Genomic DNA, 18,640 nt, shown 5'->3' with positions numbered 1-18,640 from the left:
GAGGTAGAGTTTTACCCCTTTATACATAAAAAAGCAATCTAGAATGTAAAAACATACGCTAGATTGCTTTTTTTATACAAGGATCTTTCCCTATAGTAAGTCCTACTATCCTTCTTTGTGTATTTCTACTTGATGCGGATATGGAATTTCGATGCCCGCCTTATCAAGTGCCAATTTACAACCCTCCAAAGTACCAAAATACACGGACCAATAATCTTCCGGCAAACAGTAGGGGCGTACCGCAAAATTTACCGAACTATCGGCCAATTCAGATACATTGACGGATGGCGTAGGCTCACTTAGAACTTTGGGATTAGATGTTAAAACCCCCAAAAGAACTTCTTTTGCCTTTTTTATGTCTTCATTATACCCTATTCCTACTGTTACATCAACCCTCATTTTGCCTTCTGTGGTATAATTAATTATATTTCCATTGGCCATAGCCCCATTTGGTACAATAGCCAGTTTGTTTTGTGGCGTAATCAATTTTGTGGTAAAAATTTCTATTTCCTTCACCGCTCCCAGAACGCCTTGTGCCTCTATTAAATCGCCAATTCTATACGGTTTAAAAATCATGATCAAGACCCCACCAGCAAAATTTGACAAGGAACCCTGAAGAGCCAAACCAACAGCCAAACCAGCGGCCGCAATCACGGCGGCAAAGGTGGTGACATCTATCCCTAATTGATCTATAACTACCAATATTAGGAATATTTTTAATACCCAAGATACCAGACTTAGTAAAAACCGTTGTAGCGAAGCGTCATATTTACTGCTTGCCATCACTTTACCGGCTCCACCTATTATACGCCTAATTACCCAAGAACCGAAAATAAAAATAACTAAGGCCGCCAATACTTTGGGACCAAATTCCTTAGCAATTTCAATACCGTATTTAAACCATTCTTCTGCTTTTTCCATAATGTTATATAGTTGGTGTTTAGTACAGCTAATATAAGATTTGTTTTACAATAAATTTCATGTCCCAATTAACCCTCTTATTAACCATATTGCTATCTGCCACAATGGAACCATTCTCTATTTGGCAGGTTAAAAGAACTTTTTAGGACTCGATAATCAATTACCTATTATCACTGAGAATCATATCATTAAAGCGCATTATTTTTTTAAATGAACTACGGATTGTTGCTTTTTATTTTTACTATTAGACATGAACTACTTTAACACTAAAACCCTAATTTACACCTTAGCTTTTGCTACAGCATTATTTATGAACGCACAACAAAACATACCCAAAACCATAAGCTACGAAGCACAAAAAGCCCTTTCTTTTTATCCGGAACTATCTGAAAGTCAAATAGAATTTAGGTTTAAGAAAAACATTAAGAAATCTACCATGCAAGCGCGCCCTTCTTTTGGTAGTTTCTTTAAAAATAGGCGCAATAGAAGTTATGTAATATTGATAAGTGAGACTTTTAAAATTTCAGATAAAGAATTTACTACTAAGGATATTCCATCCAATATATTGATAGGGTGGATTGGTCATGAGTTGGGCCATGTTATGGACTACCAGAATAGGAGTAAAACCAATTTAATTTGGTTTGGATTAAAATACCTTATATCCGAGCGTTTCATTGTGGAAGCGGAACGTGCTGCAGACACTTATGCTGTTGCCCATGGAATGGAAAAATATATTCTTGCTACCAAAGAGTTTATATTGAACCATGCAGACATTGCCGTTTCATATAAAGACAGAATTAAAAAATACTATCTCTCCCCCGAAGAAATTATGGTAATGGTTGAAGAACGTGATCGCTAATGGGAAGAGGTGACTTTTGATGCCACAAAACTTTCCCATTCGGCAAATTTCTCCTCGTTCATAACCCTTTCCATTTTTACTTGCCCACCTTTCTTTTTGTTCTTTGCGTTCCAATCGTAAAAGGAGTCTGTAGGAACCACCTTTACCTTTACTCCCTTTAAGGATTTACTCCTTGCTACCTTATAGTTTTTATTGGCCTCCATCAAAAAATTATCCAAGTCCTTTGACAGTTGTTCATGATTGGAGTTTTTTAAATCCGAACCAAGATACCAGCAATGATAAAATTCGCCATCTTCACACCGTTTGGCACAAATGGTATATTCGGGAATTTTTGTAGCATAAGCATCTTCCAGGTACCTCATGGCGTCATCCATTTTGTTTACAGAGAGTTGGGAGCCCACCGTATTTAAGAAAAATTTTGTACGGCCCGTAATCTGTATTTCGGCTTTCTCTAAATTGGTAAACTTAATAGTATCACCAATTAAATAGCGCCAAGCTCCGCTTACCGTACTAATAATAAGTACATAATCGGTATCCAATTCCACATCCTTCAAAGGAATGGATGGGGCATTTGGAACCAATGAACCATCTTGCTGTATGTATTCCGGATTAAAGGGTACAAACTCAAAGTAAATCCCATTATCCGTTATCAATTGCATAGCCTTGGTTTCCGGCCTTGTCTGGCAGGCAATAAACCCTTCTGAAGCCAGGTATGTATCTATCACTGTGATAGGATGTCCCATTAAGGAATTAAAACTTTTTTCATAAGGTCCAAAAGCCACCCCTCCGGAGGTATATACTCTTAAATTGGGCCAAATTTCATGAATATGGTTCAACTGATGGTGATCTATAACTTTTTGAAGCATTAGTTCTATCCAAGAAGGGATGCCGCTCAAGGCTCCAATATCCCAATCTGCCGCTCGTTCCGCTATACGGGCAACCCTTTTGTCCCAGTCCTCAATTTTGGAAATCTCCTCCCCTGGCTTGTAGTAACTTCTAAACCAAATGGGAATATTACCCGCACTTATACCGCTTATTTCTCCTTCCAAATGCTCATTGCGCTCCTCCAAATTGGTTGAGCTCCCCAACATCATAATTTCTTTTTCAAAAAACTCTGGTGGCAGATCAAAATTGTGCAATGCAAAAACTTGTTTGATCCCAGCTGCCCTGATTGCCTCTAACATGTCATCTGTAACGGGGATACGTTTACTACTTTTACCTGTGGTACCAGAACTAAGAGCAAAATAGCTAGGATGTCCCGGCCAGGTAACATTGTCTTGGCCTTCATGCAATTTTCGCCACCAATCACTATGCATTTTATCATAATCAAAATATGGGATGCTTTGGGAAAAGGTCTTAGGTATATCCTTAGAATTCAAAATAGATTCCAATTCATAATATTCACCAAATTTGGTGTCCTTGGCAGTCTCCAAAAGATGTACAAGTACATCCTGTTGTTCCTGCCAATGATCCCTTTCTGTAGCGAAGGTTTCTTTTAGGTGAATAGCTCCTTTGATTATATTTCCGAGGATTGCCATAATACTGGTATTTACTTTTGTGTTAAGTTACAATTGTCCAATCATGTTTAGGGGCTTCCCCATAATATACAAAATGATGGACATTACCCTACTAATATCTGCCAATCCATTTGGCAAGCTTACTACAAATCAAAATATTATTGACACATCCCAACGCCCATCATCGTTAATAAACCAACACTCAACAATCCAAGTCGTACAACAAGATTTTTTGGGTTAAAAATTCTCTTAATAGAAAACACCTCTGACCACCCTTTTTTATATATTTTGACCACAATCTTACAACCTTGTCCAATCCCTTATATTCCGTCAAGGAAGATATAAGTAAACCATTGATTTTCGCACTGCGCTCATCAATAGACGGCCTTTGTCTTAAATGCAATCTGATTTTTTGGGATAGGACAGATTGACTGGAATAATAACAGAATAACCTAAATAAGTATATAATGGAAAATGAATTCTCAATAGAAGACGCAATTGGCAAACTTTGGAACAAACTAGATGGATGGCTGGATGCCATCATTCTAAAACTCCCTAACTTTATTATGGCCGTGATTGTAATGATATTGTTCTATATCCTAGCTAGGATAATTAGAAAAGTATTAAAGAATCTACTGGCCAAAAGCATCAATCAAAAATCAGTACAGGAGATTATAAGTAAGATGGCATTTGTAATTATAATGCTTCTAGGTTTTTTTGTGGCTCTAGGAGTATTGGAACTTAACAAAGTGCTCACTAGTATTCTTGCCGGTGCGGGTGTTTTAGGTTTGGCCATTGGACTTGCCCTTCAAGGTACATTGAACAATACCTTTGGCGGTCTCATCCTTTCCTTTATGCCCAAATTAAGAATCGATGATTTTATAGAATCAGATGGTTATACCGGTTTTGTATCCGAAATCAATCTCAGGAACATCGTACTACGTCAGCCCGATAATAATTACGTTATTATACCCAATTCCAATTTCATAGATGGCTCATTCACCAATTATTCCATTTCCGAAAGAAGTAGAATAGCAGTTTCCTGTGGTGTAGGGTATGAAAGTAACCTACAAGAGGTGGAAGATCTTGTTGTTAAGCTGATCTCCGAGAATTTCCCGCAGCAGGAAGGTGAAGGGGTTGAGTTCTTTTTCACTGAATTTGGTGACAGTTCCATTAATTTTATTGTGCGGTTCTGGATAGAAATGGCCAGCAACAAACATAAATTGACCGCAACACATAAAGCCGTAAAAATTATTAAAGAAAACTTCGACAATCAGAATATCAATATTCCATTCCCAATCCGCACCTTGGATTTTAATAAAAATAATCTGGAGGTTGTGGTAAACAATAATTCGGATAAAGGCTAAAATCCCGTGTTTTGTGGATGTATTGGAAAGGACTCTTTAAAAAAAGACCTGTGTAAAAGTATTTTACACAGGTCTTTAATGCTTCTAAATCTGGGCGCTACCCTTTTATAAATTCCTGAATTTGCCCCAGTCCTTCCCCCTGATAATCCGATTTTTGAAGGGCCTGTATAAATTGGACCAACTTGGCGGGATTCATATCTTTCCCCAGCACCCGAACCAGCATAAAACCTTTATCATCACTGTCCCCATAAATAACAACCTCATCAATGGCATCATCTTCTCCCATATAGTTTACCGTAGCATTACCATAGCTGGTCCTCATTTTCATTAGTTCGGTAAGTCCACTATGCTTCAATATTTCCCTTACGGTTGATTTCTCTTTTTGAAAGTCGACCTTATTATTGCCAGTAATCCTAAAGGCCAATATATTGAGTTTCCTAAGTGATTTGAGAGCTTCCCGTTGGTCGCTGCTCAACTCCACCTTGTCCATATTCAACAGACTCACAGGAAGGTCTACAGACAAAAAATTTGGATTCTCGGCATTATCCACGTAATACTGTTGTAGGCTTGGTTTATTATTACAGCCCAAAACGGCCAAGGCCAGTATAAGATATATTGATTTATGGACTTTTATTTTCATTTCCCAAGTTTTAATGTTGTTAGCGTACATTGGCAATGGAGCATTAAATAACCCCATTATCATAAATGGTCTTATTTTTGGTTTTTGCCCGCTTTATTTAGCTCTTGAGGCAAGTTCATCTTTTGGGTAAGGGACCCAATCTTATTTAAATCTATATCCCCGGTCAATGATAATAGGACCGTTTCTATCTTTCTGTCATTAATGGACACATCGGCATTCTTAATACCCGTAACAAACATTAGCAGTTCGCTTACATGGTCCTCATCCTTTCCGCTCTTGACGTAAAATTTCACATTGGCATCCTTGTCCTTTACACGCATTAACTCCTCCAGGGAAGATGATTTTAGATACTTCTCCATTGTCTTCATCATATCGGCTGAAACCGCTTTATCTTCTGTAATAAAAACCTTTAGATTTTTTAGATTTTGGGCTATATCCATGAAGTCCTGTGCCTCCTTGTCATCTACCTCTACATTTATCTTGCTCAATAGTTTAAACATACTTTCGTTCACCACTACGGCACTTACATTGTCCAAATCCTCATATTTATCAAACATGGATTGGGAAAACCCGGCTAAGGGCAAAATGGACACTAATACTATGATAATTCCTTTCTTCATCATTTTAAATTTAATTGTTGTTGTAAATTTTTTGTTTTGTTTCTTCAAACTCCCTTAAATAAGCCACCTTCTCTGTTCCGCGTTCAAGGTTTAATGCCAAGAGACTCAACGCTTTTTTGGTTTCCTGATAGGCATATTCCGCTTTCTTACGTTCTTGGTAGCTTCTTCCAAAATATATGCCAAATACCAAGACCACCACCGCTGCAACAGAAATCCCCTTCCAATAACTTCTGTTTCCAGGCCTTAGTGGAAGACGCTTGGTAAAACGTTCCTCTTTGGCATTGGAAAAGTATTTAAACATAGGAGCGTACCGCTGCAGATGCGCAGGGATATCCTCATTTAAAAAATAATCCCTTATAATTTTCTCCTCTGCCACCGTTGCGCTTGCATCAAAATACTTTTCCAGTAATTTTTCTATCCTATCCAATTCCATAATTCTCCTTTTCCATTAATTTTTCCCTAACTGTTTTTCTTGCCCTGGATAAGGCCACCCTCACCGCAGTTGGACTCATTTCCAACAATTTGGATATTTCGTCATATTCATATTGCTCCACATCCCGCAATTGCAAAATTATTTTTTGTTGTTCCGGCAACTCTTGCATAATCTTTTCTATCCATCCTAAACTATCCCTAACTTCTACTTGCCGCTGCAAGGAAACACTGTCATCACTGTAATTGCTATGCACCAATTTTAGATTTCCCGCCTGTTTGGACTTTAGTCGGTCCAAGCAAAAATTCTTCGTCATCATCATGGCATAAGCCTCAACATTGTTATAGCCAACCATCGCCTTCTTCTTTTCCCACAACTTCAAAATAATTTCCTGGGTGGCATCCTCCGCCTCTTCCCTAGAAACCAATAGACGCATGGCCATCCTAAAAAGTTTATCCTTAAATGGCAAAACCACATTTAAAAACTCTGTTTGTTGCATTTTGGTCTAGTTGTTTTGCAACCCTCGTTGAAAGGCTTACAATGGGAAGACGATATACATCGAAAATTGTTACAATATGTTTTAATTTCTTTACAATGTAAGTAATTTAGTACTGCGGAAACCAAATCTAAACTAATTCCGTATATAAGTAAAATTGTTCCTAATACTATTCATTTTTTTAGTGGAATGATATTTGTGTATCACATTTGGTGATAAAATGCGTTATAAAAAAACAATGAAGAAGTATTTGCTAAGTTTACTGGGATTAAGTTTATTTTTTATTAGTTGTAGCAAGACCGATGATAGTCTTGCCACCCAAGAAATTGAAGAAGTAGTTGGCTCCCCCGAGCCAGAAATAGATGTTACAGTCCAAAATTTTATGTGGCAGACCATGAACACCTATTATTTTTGGCAAAGTGATGTTCCTGACTTACTGGATTCACGTTTCAGTACAGAAACAGAATACAGGACCTTTTTGGAATCTGAAGAAGACCCAAGCAAGTTCTTTGATGAAAAATTGCTTTTTTCAGAGGATCGTTTCAGTTTTTATTCAGAAGACTATAAAGAACTTACCCAAAGTTTTGCTGGCATATCCAAAAGCAATGGAGTTGAATTTGGATTGGGGTTGTTTTCAGGCAGCAATGATGTTTATGGTTATGTGCGCTATATTGTTCCCAATTCCGACGCTTCTACAAAAGATATTAAGAGAGGCGACATATTTACCGGTGTCAATGGCACTACCCTCAACATTGATAATTATATAGACCTATTATTTGGCGACAGCGACACCTATACCTTAAACATGGCCGAAATTGCCAATAATACTGTTAGTGATACTGATAGGGAGGTAACATTGACCAAAGAGGCCAATCTAATTGAAAATCCGATACATCTAACCACAGTATTGGAAGTTAGTGGTAAAAAAATTGGCTACATAATGTACAATGGCTTTACCAACGAATTTGACGAGGAACTCAATGAGGCCTTTGGCGAATTCAAGTCGGCCGGAGTTACAGATTTGGTGTTGGACCTACGTTATAACCCTGGTGGCTCCGTAAATTCGGCCCTTTTACTATCCAGTATGATTTATGGGACCCACACGGATCAGGTATTCCTCAAAGCCCGTTACAATGAGAAATTGCAGTCAGAATTTAACGATGCGGAACTTATTAGCTATTTTGCCGATAAAACGGACAATAATACTCCATTGAATACTTTAGGCCTTAATAAAGTCTATATACTTGCCACTTCAAGTAGTGCCTCGGCAAGTGAATTGGTCATAAATGGTCTTGACCCCTATTTGGATGTGGTTCATATAGGAGAAACTACAACCGGTAAAAACGAATTTTCCGTTACCTTCGTAGACGATTTTGATAACGGTAACGTATATAGCCCCAATAGAGAGGATAAAATTAATCCAGATAACCAATGGGCCATACAGCCTTTAATTGGGAGAAATGAAAATGCCAATGGATTTTCAGACTACACTTCCGGATTGGTACCGGATATCTTTTTGGAAGAGGATTTATCCAATTTAGGAGTTTTGGGAAATAGCAACGAACCCCTATTGGCCAAGGCCATTGCAGAAATAACTGGGACAACAGCGAAAATGGATTTTAATGTAGACCTACCTGTAAAATTAATAAGTAGCTCTAAAATGTTTACCAAAACCAAGGACAATATGTTTATGGATATCAAAAATCCATTGCCCATAAAGACAAAAACTGTGCTGCAACCCTAAAAGGGCCTTAATTTCTTAGCGTAGCTAAGACTACTAATAAGGGTTGCATGCTTTAACTATTGAAATTTAAATTGCCATTCACTTTGTATGGCGGTACTACCATAATAACCATTGAATAAAAAATAGATGAAAAAAATTTTTGGTATTCTTTTATGCACTCTAATACTCTCCTGTTCGGATAAGGACGATAATGCTTTTCTCTACCCAAAAGAGACCACGGTTCAGAATTTTATGTGGCAGGGTCTAAACCAATGGTACTTTTGGCAGGCAGACGCTCCCAATCTGGGCGATGATAGATTTACAACCAATGATGAGTATGTGGAATATTTGGAAACATATCCTGATCCTGAGGAATTCTTTTACCAAACCTGTTACAATCATAGCAATATAGTTGGGTCTGGCAGCGCCGTAGATAGGTTTAGCTTTGTTGAAGAGGATTACAAAACCTTGGTCAACGCCCTGGAAGGGGTCTCCAAAAGTAATGGAATGGAATTTGGGTTAGTACGTTTTGAGGGAAGTTCTGACATATTTGGATATGTCAGATATATTATCCCTAATTCCAATGCCGCCACCAAGGATATTGCCAGAGGTGATATATTTACTAGAGTCAACGGAATAAAACTTACGAACGATACCTATGTAAACCTATTATTTGGGGCCGATTCTGACACCTACACCTTGGGTATGGCCGATATATCGGGAACCGTTGTAACAGACAATGACAAGGAGGTAACCTTGACCAAGGAAGAGGGTTTACAGGAAAACCCTATTCTTGTGGCCAAGACCATAGAAAGGAGTGGAATAAAAATTGGCTACCTCATGTATAATGGTTTTACCAGTGGCTACAACGAACAACTGAACGATGTTTTTGGTCAATTTAAATCTGCCGGGGTAACAGAATTAGTACTAGACCTACGCTATAATCCCGGAGGCTCCGTGAACAGTTCCAGGTTATTGGCCAGCATGGTATATGGCACTAATACCGATGAACTATTTATAAGACAAAGATGGAATGATAAAATACAATCACTGCTAAAGAAAGACCAACTGGAAGACTATTTTGGAGATAAGACCGATCAAGGCAGCAGTATCAACAGTTTAAACCTCAGCAAGGTTTATGTTTTGGCAACAGCTAATTCTGCTTCGGCAAGTGAATTGGTGATGAACGGATTGGCGCCCTATATAGATGTTATTCACATTGGTGAAACCACAAGGGGCAAAAATGAATTTTCGGTCACCATGGTAGATGATATTGATAACGACTATATTTACAGATCGGATAGAGAAAACAAAATAGACCCCAATAATTCTTGGGCCATGCAACCCCTAATGGGTAGAAATGAAAATTCGGCAGGGTTTTCTGATTACACATCTGGCCTAGACCCGGATATAACCCTACAAGAAGATGTCTCCAACCTAGGCTCCTTGGGAGATCCTAACGAACCCTTGTTAGCCAGGGCAATCCAAGAGATAACCGGGGAAAGTGCTAAAAGGGATTTTAGCGTAAAAGCGCCCGTACAGGAAGTGTCCAACTCCAAAATGTTCACAGTAATAAAAGATAATATGTATTTGGACAAACCCCTTAGTATTTCTTTTCAATAAGGCTTTACTTTTGTAATGTAGTTAAGCTTAAAAATATTAAGTCCCCATTCTCCTGTTCTAAAAGGAGAATGGGGACTCTTCATTATATTGGTCTCAGGCCAATATTTAGCCCTTATAAGCTTACTGTTTTTCTATTAATTAAAATAGACACCTCCTGGAATAATTCCAACATCCAAGGTCTCAACGGCCAGTTTTGTGCTTAAATCATAGACCGTAAGGGTCCCATTACTTGCATAGTCGCCCGCATCAGTACCATATAAACGTCCTTCACTTACCGCCATGGTATAAAAGCCAACCTCACTTAATACTACCTCTTTACTTAGGGAAGTGGCAGATACATTTTGATGATAAACAGAACCTCCCATATAGTAATACAGAGTACTACCCTCCATTTGTAACAGCCCTGGATGCTCTGTGGTATTAAACTCATAATTACTGTCCACCTCGTTTGTTGTGGTGTTTATTTTAGAAAGGACTCCTGCTGTCTCGTCATTGGTATAGGACGGTTTACCGGAAGCCAAAACCCACAAGTTTCCAGAAGCATCCAACTGCATGGAATTGGGCACATCCCCTACCGTAATAGATTTGACTACTTCATTAGAATCGGTATTGATGACGGAAACCTTGTTATTTTGTCCCCAAGCTCCCTGATGTGCAACATATACGGTATTGTTATGGGCCAGAATAGCCTCAGGACCCAAAGCAACTGAAATAGAACCTTCAACCGTATAATTTTGTAAATTGATAATAGCAACAAAATCATCGGTTTCATCTGCCGTATCACCCCAATTGGTAACATATCCCTTACCGTTTACTGCAACAAAATACCTAGGATTGTTCAACCCTTCTTCTATACTGGCAATTTTTTCAAATGTATATCTGTTTACCACATTTATCTTATTGGAGACATTGGCAATGACAAAAGCCTCATCTTCCGCAAATCCGATAGATTGCACAACATTTCCTAAATCCTCCCCATTTGTATTTTTATATATGGCAGGGTCTACCACAGACAAATCAGCAGATATAAAGGTAACCGTTCCCGATCCGTTGCTAAAAGGACCTTCATTGGATACCAATATTCCATTTTCGTAGGCACCCAAAGGGGCCTCTCCACCATCATCATCATTGGTACAGGACAGGGAAAGACCAAGAATCATCAAGGATAAAAATGCATTTTTAATTTTCATTTGTTAATCGATTTTAAAATTTAGTTATTATATGTAGTTGAAAATTTCTATTGGGCATGGGCCTATATGCCACATTTTGATAGTTTTTATTAAATATATTATTGACCTTTAGCCCTGTAGTAACTTTAAGTTTGGAGGTACTGGGCCAATGGTAGTCTAGCCCTATATGCGACACCAGATATCCAGGTAAATCTTCGCTCTCATCCGTGGTGGTATACACCAATCCATTATACAGAATTTGGCCAAAAAATGCTATTCTCCTGTACTGGTAGGCTATATTGGATCTAAATTTATGTAGTGGTACGTATAACAATTGATTGTTGGTAGCATTATCCAAGGACTTGGTAAAGGCGTACTCATTTTCCCATAGTAACTTATGCTGGTCCCAATTGGTACTATAATCCAACCCTAACTCCAAGCCATACTGGGATACCTCCTGTACATTCATAGCCATCCAAATACCTTGGTCATTGGGTCGCCATTGAATGGAATTATTAGATTTTATAGCATACATATTTGCAGAAAAAGAATAATTTTCCCCTTCATAGGTCTGCCCTAGTTCTACTTGCCATGAGGTTTCTGGCAACACCTCCAAATTTCCGCTTGCCCCCGCCCCTATCCAATAGAGGTCGTTAAAGGTTGGGACCCTATGGTTTTTGGAAGCGTTCAATTGCAAGGTATAGTTACTATTCAACTTATAATTACTATTTAATGCCACAAGAAAGGGGCTCTTAAAATCGCTCACCACCTCCTGTCTTAGATTTACACCATAGCTTAATGTTTCCGTTAGATCATGTGAAATTAAAATAGTACCCGAAACACTGTTCCTACTGGCCTTTTCTATTGAAGACCCCTTGGCCCTTATTGAAGCCACATCAACAATGCCATTAAGGCTAAGTTTGTTTAATTGATATTTGTAATCGTACTTGGCCAAAAAAGTATTGGCCTCCCCAAAGCTAAATTCATTTCTTTCCTTATTGGGAAAATAACGGTAACGTTCATATAAATGGCCAGCCTTTATCCTAACCACTTTTTGCTCATTAAAGCTGCTGAGTTCCAATAGCGATCTACTATTTACATCCTTATAATTCTCATCGGCAGGAGCGGTCAAGGTACCCGAGAAATCCCTGTCGCCAATAAAGGTGTTATGGAATATTTTCAGCATCTTATTCCGGTTGATAAAATAACCCGCATTGCCATTTATGTTTATCACCTCATATGCTCCATTTTCATTCCTCTTATCCGTACCCAAATATTTATAATCGTTATCGGACGCTCTACGATTAACCCCAAAATTGAAAGATAATTTATCACTGCCATAAGTGGTATTATAGGTAAGTTGGCTAGAATTAAAACTTCCATAACCCACGGAGAACTTATTCTTCCAATCCTCATTAAACCCAAAACTATCATTCAACAAAATGCTGCCCCCTACTGCACCACTACCATATTGTACACTTCCTCCTCCACTTCTAACCACTACATTGTCATAATTTTCGGGTATGATGGTATTAAAATCGGTCTGACCGGTAAGTTGTGAATTTATAGTAATGCCGTTCCAAACCACGGCGGTCTGCTGTGCATTGGTTCCCCTAAAAGAGGCCGAGGACACCATACCATATCCGTTTTCCTTAAAATAGATAGTGGAGTTGGCCCGCAATAAATCGGTAAGGGAACTGACTGTTTTCTGTTGGACGGAATCACTGATGACCCTCACTTTTACCCCTTTAGAAAAATGTAGAAATTTTGTGTCGCTTAACACAACCTCATCCAGGACAATAACACTATCCTTTTGGGCATAGACTGTCATCATGCCACAAAGCGTCAATAAAAGTAAAATGATCTCTTTTTTTTCCATATTCCAGAAGACCCTTTGCCCGAAAGTCTGTACTATTTAGTGATGAATTTGGCAGGTCTCCTGACTTACGTATTACCATTTACCTTCCCACCCAATCTAAAAGGGCAGTGGTTTTTGAAGAAATGGCAACCATCCATTAAAAAATGGACCAAGTTTACAGTTGCGGGAACAGTTTCGGATTTTCACCGAATTCCCTTTTAATCCTATCCCCCCACTTTTGGAGAATAGCAACCAAAATTCGCAGCGAAACTACTACTTTTTTTTGGAAGTATCAGCTTCCCTTTTTTTGTTTGACTTTAACATCAATCATATAAAACCCACCAAGACATCTAAGACCTGGAGAGTTACAACCATATTAACTAGGGGTTAGCTTTGTTTGGCATACCTTATAATCTAATCAAAAATTGATAATGTTGGACTAAAAAAATGGGACCCTTGTTATATTTACAAAAATTTTGATTCCATAAATTAATACTACTTTTGGCTATACAAAACAATACCTAGATCTCTTGAACAAAGCAGTTGTCTTTCTATTATTGATATCCGTTTGGTCCTGTAAACAACCTAAAAAGGAAGGGGTTGGCAGTGTTTCTGAACCCCAAACCGTAAAACTTGACCATGCCAGTGGTTTCCATATTAAACAGTTCTCCCATTTCACTGTTATGGAGATAAGTTCTCCTTGGCCAAATTCTGAAACCAATTTCACCTATGCACTGGTGCCCAAGGAAAATTTGGCAACTATTTCCTTAAATAAAGATGAATACGATGCCATTATAGGGGTACCCGTGGATAGAATGGTAGTTACCTCTACCACCCATATACCCGCATTGGAAGCCTTGGGCGTAACCGAAAAGTTAGTGGGGTTTCCTGATACACAATACGTATCTTCCCCAGCAACCAGAAAACGGATCGATGCAGGTCTAATTAGTGACCTTGGAAAAAATGAGTCTCTCAATTCAGAAATGGTAATCGCTATAAATCCTGAAGTTGTCATTGGTTTTAGCATAAATAATGAAAATAAAACCTACGAAACCATTCAGCGATCCAACATCCCAGTAGCCTATAACGGGGATTGGACAGAAGAGACCCCATTAGGTAAGGCGGAATGGATTAAGTTTTTTGCACCTTTCTTTAAAAAAGAAGCAAAAGCCGATAGTATTTTTCGCTCTATTGCCAACAACTATCAAGACGCCAAGGCTCTGGCTGCAAAAGCTCAAAAAACACCTAGCGTTATAAGTGGTGCCCTGTATAAGGATATCTGGTACCTTCCCGGTGGAAAAAGTTGGGCTGCCCAATTTATAACGGATGCCAACGCTGATTATTTGTGGAAAGATTCCACGGCCAGCGGCAGTCTTTCATTAAGCTTGGAGAGCGTACTGGAAAAAGGCTATAACGCCGACTTCTGGGTTTCCCCTTCCCAATATGGCAGTTATAGCGAGCTAAAAGAAGCCAATAGACATTATGCCCAATTTGCACCATTTAAAAACAAAAATATCTATACCTATGCCAATAGTAAAGGGCCAACAGGCGGACTCCTATATTTTGAACTAGCCCCCAGCAGGCCCGATTTGGTTCTTAAAGACCTTATCCACATTTTTCATCCAGAACTACTACCCAACCATAGTCCCACCTTTTTTAAACCCTTAAACTAAGTGCGAAGTTCCAATACATATAGCGTATATTTTTTGCTCCTACTTTTTGTATTGGTAGCCTTCTTTATGGTAAATATTAGCCTAGGTTCGGTTGCCATACCACTAAAAGGGACCATGAATGCTATCCTTGGCAAGTCGACCGAAATAGAAACTTGGGCCTATATTATTTGGAACTATCGGATACCCAAAGCCTGTACCGCCATTTTGGTGGGCAGTGGATTGGCTTTGAGCGGTTTGCTCATGCAGACCTTGTTCAGAAACCCCTTGGCAGGACCATTCGTATTGGGCATTAGTGCCGGAGCCAGTTTAGGAGCGGCCGTATTGATATTGGGTTCCTCCCTACTTTCCGGTATTTTTGCCTTCGCCATGGTAAATGACTTTTCTTTGGCCGTGGCATCCAGTACAGGAAGCTTTTTGGTACTCCTTGCAGTTATGTTGGTAGCAGCAAGGGTGAAGGATACCATGGCACTGCTGATAATAGGCCTCATGTTTGGTAGCATAACCACCGCTTTGGTAAGTGTGCTTTCCTATTTTTCCCCGGCCGAAAAATTACAGCAGTATATTTATTGGTCATTTGGCAGCATAGGAAACCTGTCCTGGCTACAGCTTTTATTACTGTTTAGCATTGTAACCCTAGGAACCTTGATCTGCATCTTCTCCATTAAGTCGCTTAATGCATTGCTATTGGGCGAAAACTATGCAAAAAGCCTTGGAGTAAACATAAGTCGTTCCAGGTTTTTTATTATTCTAGCTACGGGAATATTGGCCGGTGGTATTACCGCTTTTGCAGGTCCTATCGCCTTTATTGGTTTGGCCGTGCCCCATTTGACGAGACAAATTTTTAATACTACAGACCACAGAATATTGGTTCCGGCGGTATTGATCTACGGAGCAATATTAATGTTGGTATGCGATACCATAGCCCAAATGCCACATTCGGCCAATGTTCTTCCCATCAATGCCATCACCTCCATTATTGGAGCCCCTGTAGTTATATGGCTACTGATAAGAAAAAGAAAGATGATCTTTTAAGCTATTCCTTTATTTTGGTCATACCCCTGATAATGCTGGATTTGACCTTTATACTATGAGCACCCAGTAAAAGCAAACAAAAACCAATACCTTAGCAACTATTAAAACGAAATAAAATAAAGAACACCCAGTCACATATCGCCCTGGATACGAAAAACCTCTGTGTAGGGTATACCGTTAAGAAGCAACAAAACTGTATTGCCAAGGATATTAATTTCACCCTTTTTAAAGGGGAACTGGCTTCCATTGTTGGGGTAAACGGCATTGGAAAGTCTACCTTATTGAGAACTTTGGGCAATATACAGCCCGGCCTATCCGGTACAATACAGCTACATAACAGAGCACTGGAACAGCATTCTATTATGGAGTTGGCCTCCGAAATTAGTGTGGTTCTTACCGAACCCATCGCCTCCAAAAACCTGACGGTATGGGAATTGATAGGACTCGGCAGACAGCCCTATACCAATTGGATTGGAACACTTACCCAGAAGGACAAGGAGAAAATTAAAGACGCCATAGATATGGTCCAGATAACCAACCTTACCTACAAAAAGTGCTACGAACTTAGTGACGGTCAACTACAACGCGTTATGATTGCCAGAGCCTTGGCACAGGATACCCAACTTATTATGTTGGACGAGCCTACCTCCCATCTAGACCTATACCATAAGGTACAGATATTAAAATTATTAAAAACCATTACCCAACAGACCAACAAGACTATATTGTTTACCACCCATGAAATAGAAATTGCAATACAGCTGTGCGACAAAATATTGTTACTGGAAAAAAACCAGAATACCTTTGGGTCTCCGCATGAACTGATCCAAAAGAAAAGTTTTGAAAATCTTTTTCCAGCAGACACCATAACTTTTGATTCCCAGACAGCTACCTTCAGGGTTAATAAGAAATAAAAAAGCCACAACAGATTCTTTTAACACAATCCATTATCTTTACCCTAAAGAACCTATATTAGATGAATGAATTGCTTATACATGTAACCCTTTCATTAATTGGCTTGGCAATTGGTTATTTTTTGGGAAAGTATATCCAAAACCTACAAACTACATCTTCTCAGGGCGCTCTATTGGAGCGGGAGCAACAATTAAAAACGAACATGGATTCCTTGAAATTAAAACTCCATGATTCTGAAGAGCATTGTACCCAATTGCAATCTGACAAGGAACAGCTGGGCTATAAAATTGTTCGCTACCAGGCCCAACTGGAGAATTTGCAGCTAAAGAATCAAGAACAGAAAAATGAAGTAGAAAAACTCCAAGAAAAATTCTCCAAGGAATTTGAAAATCTGGCCAATAAAATATTGGAAGAAAAGAGCAGTAAATTCACAGAACAAAACAAGGAAAATATAAAAAATATCTTAACCCCATTACAGGAAAAAATTCTACTTTTTGAAAAAAAGGTGGAAGACAGTCAGAAAGAAAGTGTGGGCATGCATTCGGCATTAAAAGAACAATTGGCCCATCTTCAGACCCAGAATCTTAAAATAACACAAGAGGCCGAAAATCTAACCAAAGCACTCAAAGGAGATAGCAAAATGCAAGGAAACTGGGGCGAATTGGTATTGGAACGCGTTTTAGAGAAGTCCGGTTTGGAAAAGGACCGGGAATATACCGTACAACAAAGCTTTACCCGTGAAGACGGTAGTCGTGTGCTTCCAGATGTTATTATACATTTGCCCGATGGTAAAAAAATGATCGTAGATTCTAAGGTTTCCCTAACAAGTTATGAGCGTTATGTAAATGCCGAAGAGGAATATAAAGATACGTTTTTAAAAGACCATTTAAACTCATTAAAACGACATGTAGACCAACTCTCTTCTAAGAAATACGAGGATCTTTACGAAATGGAGAGTCCGGATTTTGTTCTAATGTTTGTCCCAATTGAACCAGCATTTGCCATTGCCATCAACAGCGACAATTCCCTATACAACAAAGCTTTTGATCAAAACATAATCATAGTTACCCCTTCTACCCTTTTAGCTACCTTACGTACCATAGACACTATGTGGAACAATGAAAAGCAACAGCGAAATGCCATTGAAATAGCAAGACAGGCTGGCGCTCTATATGATAAATTTGAAGGTCTTGTTACGGATTTGACCAGGGTTGGCAAAAAAATGAACGAGGCACAAACCGAATACAAAGGAGCCATGAACAAATTGGTAACTGGCAGAGGTAATATTATTGTCTCAATAGAAAAATTGAAAAAAATGGGCGCAAAAGCCAAAAAATCCATTCCTGAGCCCCTATTAAAAAGAGGACAGGACAATGACGAAGACAACTATGGGGAACCCGTATCCATAAACTAATACTTTATTATCCAATCATGAAAAAAATTCTTAGTTATACCCTATTGGGACTCACTATCTTCTTGGCTGCCTATTTTGCCTTTGTATATTACGTACCCTATAGTGAAGGCATCCGCTCTGGAGAACTTATTAAGATAAGCCGTAAAGGAATGCTTATTAAAACATGGGAGGGAGAAATAAGCCAAGGTATATCAGGGGCACAAATATTCTCTTTTTCGGTACTTAAAGACGATGTAATTGCCAAATTAAAAGAATACCAAGGGGCATATGTAAAAGTAACCTATATAGAACGCTACCGCACCTTCTTTTGGTTAGGGGACACCAAGTATTTCATCACTGGGGTAGAAAAAGAATCTTCCCCACACCTAAACTAACAATCAAAC

17 protein-coding genes and 1 riboswitch are annotated in these 18,640 nt (G+C 38.8%); of the genes, 9 read left to right on the top strand and 8 right to left on the bottom strand.

The window, feature by feature from the left end:
• Window positions 1-105: 105 nt before the first annotated feature.
• A complete protein-coding gene (locus EHW67_RS13190; RefSeq protein WP_126162859.1) occupies window positions 106-921 on the bottom strand; it encodes a mechanosensitive ion channel family protein in 816 nt (271 codons plus the stop codon).
• 310 nt (window positions 922-1,231) lie between these two features.
• Here EHW67_RS13190 and EHW67_RS13185 point away from each other — a divergent pair, with 310 nt between their 5' ends.
• Window positions 1,232-1,780 (top strand): hypothetical protein, encoded by a 549-nt coding sequence (locus EHW67_RS13185; RefSeq protein WP_126162858.1) that lies wholly within the window; start codon window positions 1,232-1,234, stop codon window positions 1,778-1,780.
• Here the strand turns inward: EHW67_RS13185 and EHW67_RS13180 are convergent.
• Entirely contained in the window at window positions 1,777-3,318 is a 1,542-nt protein-coding gene (locus EHW67_RS13180; RefSeq protein WP_126162857.1) for a GH3 family domain-containing protein, read from the bottom strand. The two genes, EHW67_RS13185 and EHW67_RS13180, sit on opposite strands and share 4 nt — an antisense overlap.
• 446 nt (window positions 3,319-3,764) lie before the next feature.
• Between EHW67_RS13180 and EHW67_RS13175 the strand changes: the two genes are divergently transcribed.
• Complete coding sequence (locus EHW67_RS13175; protein ID WP_126162856.1) at window positions 3,765-4,664, top strand: mechanosensitive ion channel family protein; 900 nt, start codon at window positions 3,765-3,767, stop codon at window positions 4,662-4,664.
• A 97-nt stretch (window positions 4,665-4,761) separates the two neighbouring features.
• On the opposite strand, the gene EHW67_RS13170 is transcribed toward EHW67_RS13175, so the two are convergent.
• The 4 genes from EHW67_RS13170 to EHW67_RS13155 all read right to left on the bottom strand — a co-directional run bounded on the left by EHW67_RS13170 (window position 4,762) and on the right by EHW67_RS13155 (window position 6,853).
• Entirely contained in the window at window positions 4,762-5,304 is a 543-nt protein-coding gene (locus EHW67_RS13170; protein WP_126162855.1) for a DUF4252 domain-containing protein, read from the bottom strand.
• A gap of 71 nt (window positions 5,305-5,375) precedes the next feature.
• On the bottom strand, window positions 5,376-5,924 hold the full coding sequence (locus EHW67_RS13165) for a DUF4252 domain-containing protein (protein ID WP_126162903.1): 549 nt from the start codon (window positions 5,922-5,924) through the stop codon (window positions 5,376-5,378).
• Window positions 5,925-5,934: 10 nt separating this feature from the next.
• Window positions 5,935-6,357 carry a hypothetical protein gene (locus EHW67_RS13160; protein WP_126162854.1) on the bottom strand — a complete coding sequence of 141 codons (423 nt, stop codon included), beginning with the start codon at window positions 6,355-6,357 and terminating at the stop codon, window positions 5,935-5,937.
• On the bottom strand, window positions 6,344-6,853 hold the full coding sequence (locus tag EHW67_RS13155) for an RNA polymerase sigma factor (RefSeq protein ID WP_126162853.1): 510 nt from the start codon (window positions 6,851-6,853) through the stop codon (window positions 6,344-6,346). Before EHW67_RS13155 ends, EHW67_RS13160 begins: the two co-directional genes overlap by 14 nt.
• 235 nt (window positions 6,854-7,088) lie before the next feature.
• Here EHW67_RS13155 and EHW67_RS13150 point away from each other — a divergent pair, with 235 nt between their 5' ends.
• Both EHW67_RS13150 and EHW67_RS13145 read left to right on the top strand, forming a co-directional pair.
• Complete coding sequence (locus EHW67_RS13150) at window positions 7,089-8,594, top strand: S41 family peptidase (RefSeq protein ID WP_126162852.1); 1,506 nt, start codon at window positions 7,089-7,091, stop codon at window positions 8,592-8,594.
• Between the two features lie 126 nt (window positions 8,595-8,720).
• Window positions 8,721-10,196: a S41 family peptidase gene (locus EHW67_RS13145; RefSeq protein WP_126162851.1), complete on the top strand. Its 1,476-nt coding sequence runs from the start codon at window positions 8,721-8,723 to the stop codon at window positions 10,194-10,196.
• A gap of 134 nt (window positions 10,197-10,330) precedes the next feature.
• Here EHW67_RS13145 and EHW67_RS13140 read toward each other — a convergent pair whose 3' ends face one another.
• Both EHW67_RS13140 and EHW67_RS13135 read right to left on the bottom strand, forming a co-directional pair.
• Window positions 10,331-11,386, bottom strand: coding sequence for a YncE family protein (locus EHW67_RS13140; RefSeq protein WP_126162850.1), 1,056 nt, complete (start codon window positions 11,384-11,386; stop codon window positions 10,331-10,333).
• Window positions 11,387-11,399: 13 nt separating this feature from the next.
• Window positions 11,400-13,244 carry a TonB-dependent receptor plug domain-containing protein gene (locus tag EHW67_RS13135; protein ID WP_126162849.1) on the bottom strand — a complete coding sequence of 615 codons (1,845 nt, stop codon included), beginning with the start codon at window positions 13,242-13,244 and terminating at the stop codon, window positions 11,400-11,402.
• Window positions 13,245-13,277: 33 nt separating this feature from the next.
• Window positions 13,278-13,495, bottom strand: a riboswitch (cobalamin riboswitch).
• A 258-nt stretch (window positions 13,496-13,753) separates the two neighbouring features.
• Here EHW67_RS13135 and EHW67_RS13130 point away from each other — a divergent pair.
• The 5 genes from EHW67_RS13130 to EHW67_RS13110 all read left to right on the top strand — a co-directional run bounded on the left by EHW67_RS13130 (window position 13,754) and on the right by EHW67_RS13110 (window position 18,631).
• Complete coding sequence (locus EHW67_RS13130; protein WP_126162848.1) at window positions 13,754-14,896, top strand: ABC transporter substrate-binding protein; 1,143 nt, start codon at window positions 13,754-13,756, stop codon at window positions 14,894-14,896.
• Entirely contained in the window at window positions 14,897-15,928 is a 1,032-nt protein-coding gene (locus EHW67_RS13125; RefSeq protein ID WP_238389926.1) for a FecCD family ABC transporter permease, read from the top strand.
• Window positions 15,929-16,044: 116 nt separating this feature from the next.
• The gene (locus EHW67_RS13120; RefSeq protein WP_126162847.1) at window positions 16,045-16,842 is read left to right on the top strand and encodes an ABC transporter ATP-binding protein; all 798 of its coding nucleotides are present in this window, start codon (window positions 16,045-16,047) and stop codon (window positions 16,840-16,842) included.
• A 62-nt stretch (window positions 16,843-16,904) separates the two neighbouring features.
• Complete coding sequence (rmuC, locus tag EHW67_RS13115; RefSeq protein ID WP_126162846.1) at window positions 16,905-18,257, top strand: DNA recombination protein RmuC; 1,353 nt, start codon at window positions 16,905-16,907, stop codon at window positions 18,255-18,257.
• Between the two features lie 17 nt (window positions 18,258-18,274).
• A complete protein-coding gene (locus EHW67_RS13110; protein WP_126162845.1) occupies window positions 18,275-18,631 on the top strand; it encodes a 6-phosphogluconate dehydrogenase in 357 nt (118 codons plus the stop codon).
• Window positions 18,632-18,640 lie beyond the last annotated feature (9 nt).

It is taken from the genome of Arenibacter aquaticus, from assembly GCF_003957295.1.
GTDB classification, from domain to species: domain Bacteria; phylum Bacteroidota; class Bacteroidia; order Flavobacteriales; family Flavobacteriaceae; genus Arenibacter; species Arenibacter aquaticus.
The sequence above is the reverse complement of the archived record's forward strand: the minus strand, read 5'-3'. Positions and strand labels throughout refer to the sequence as shown.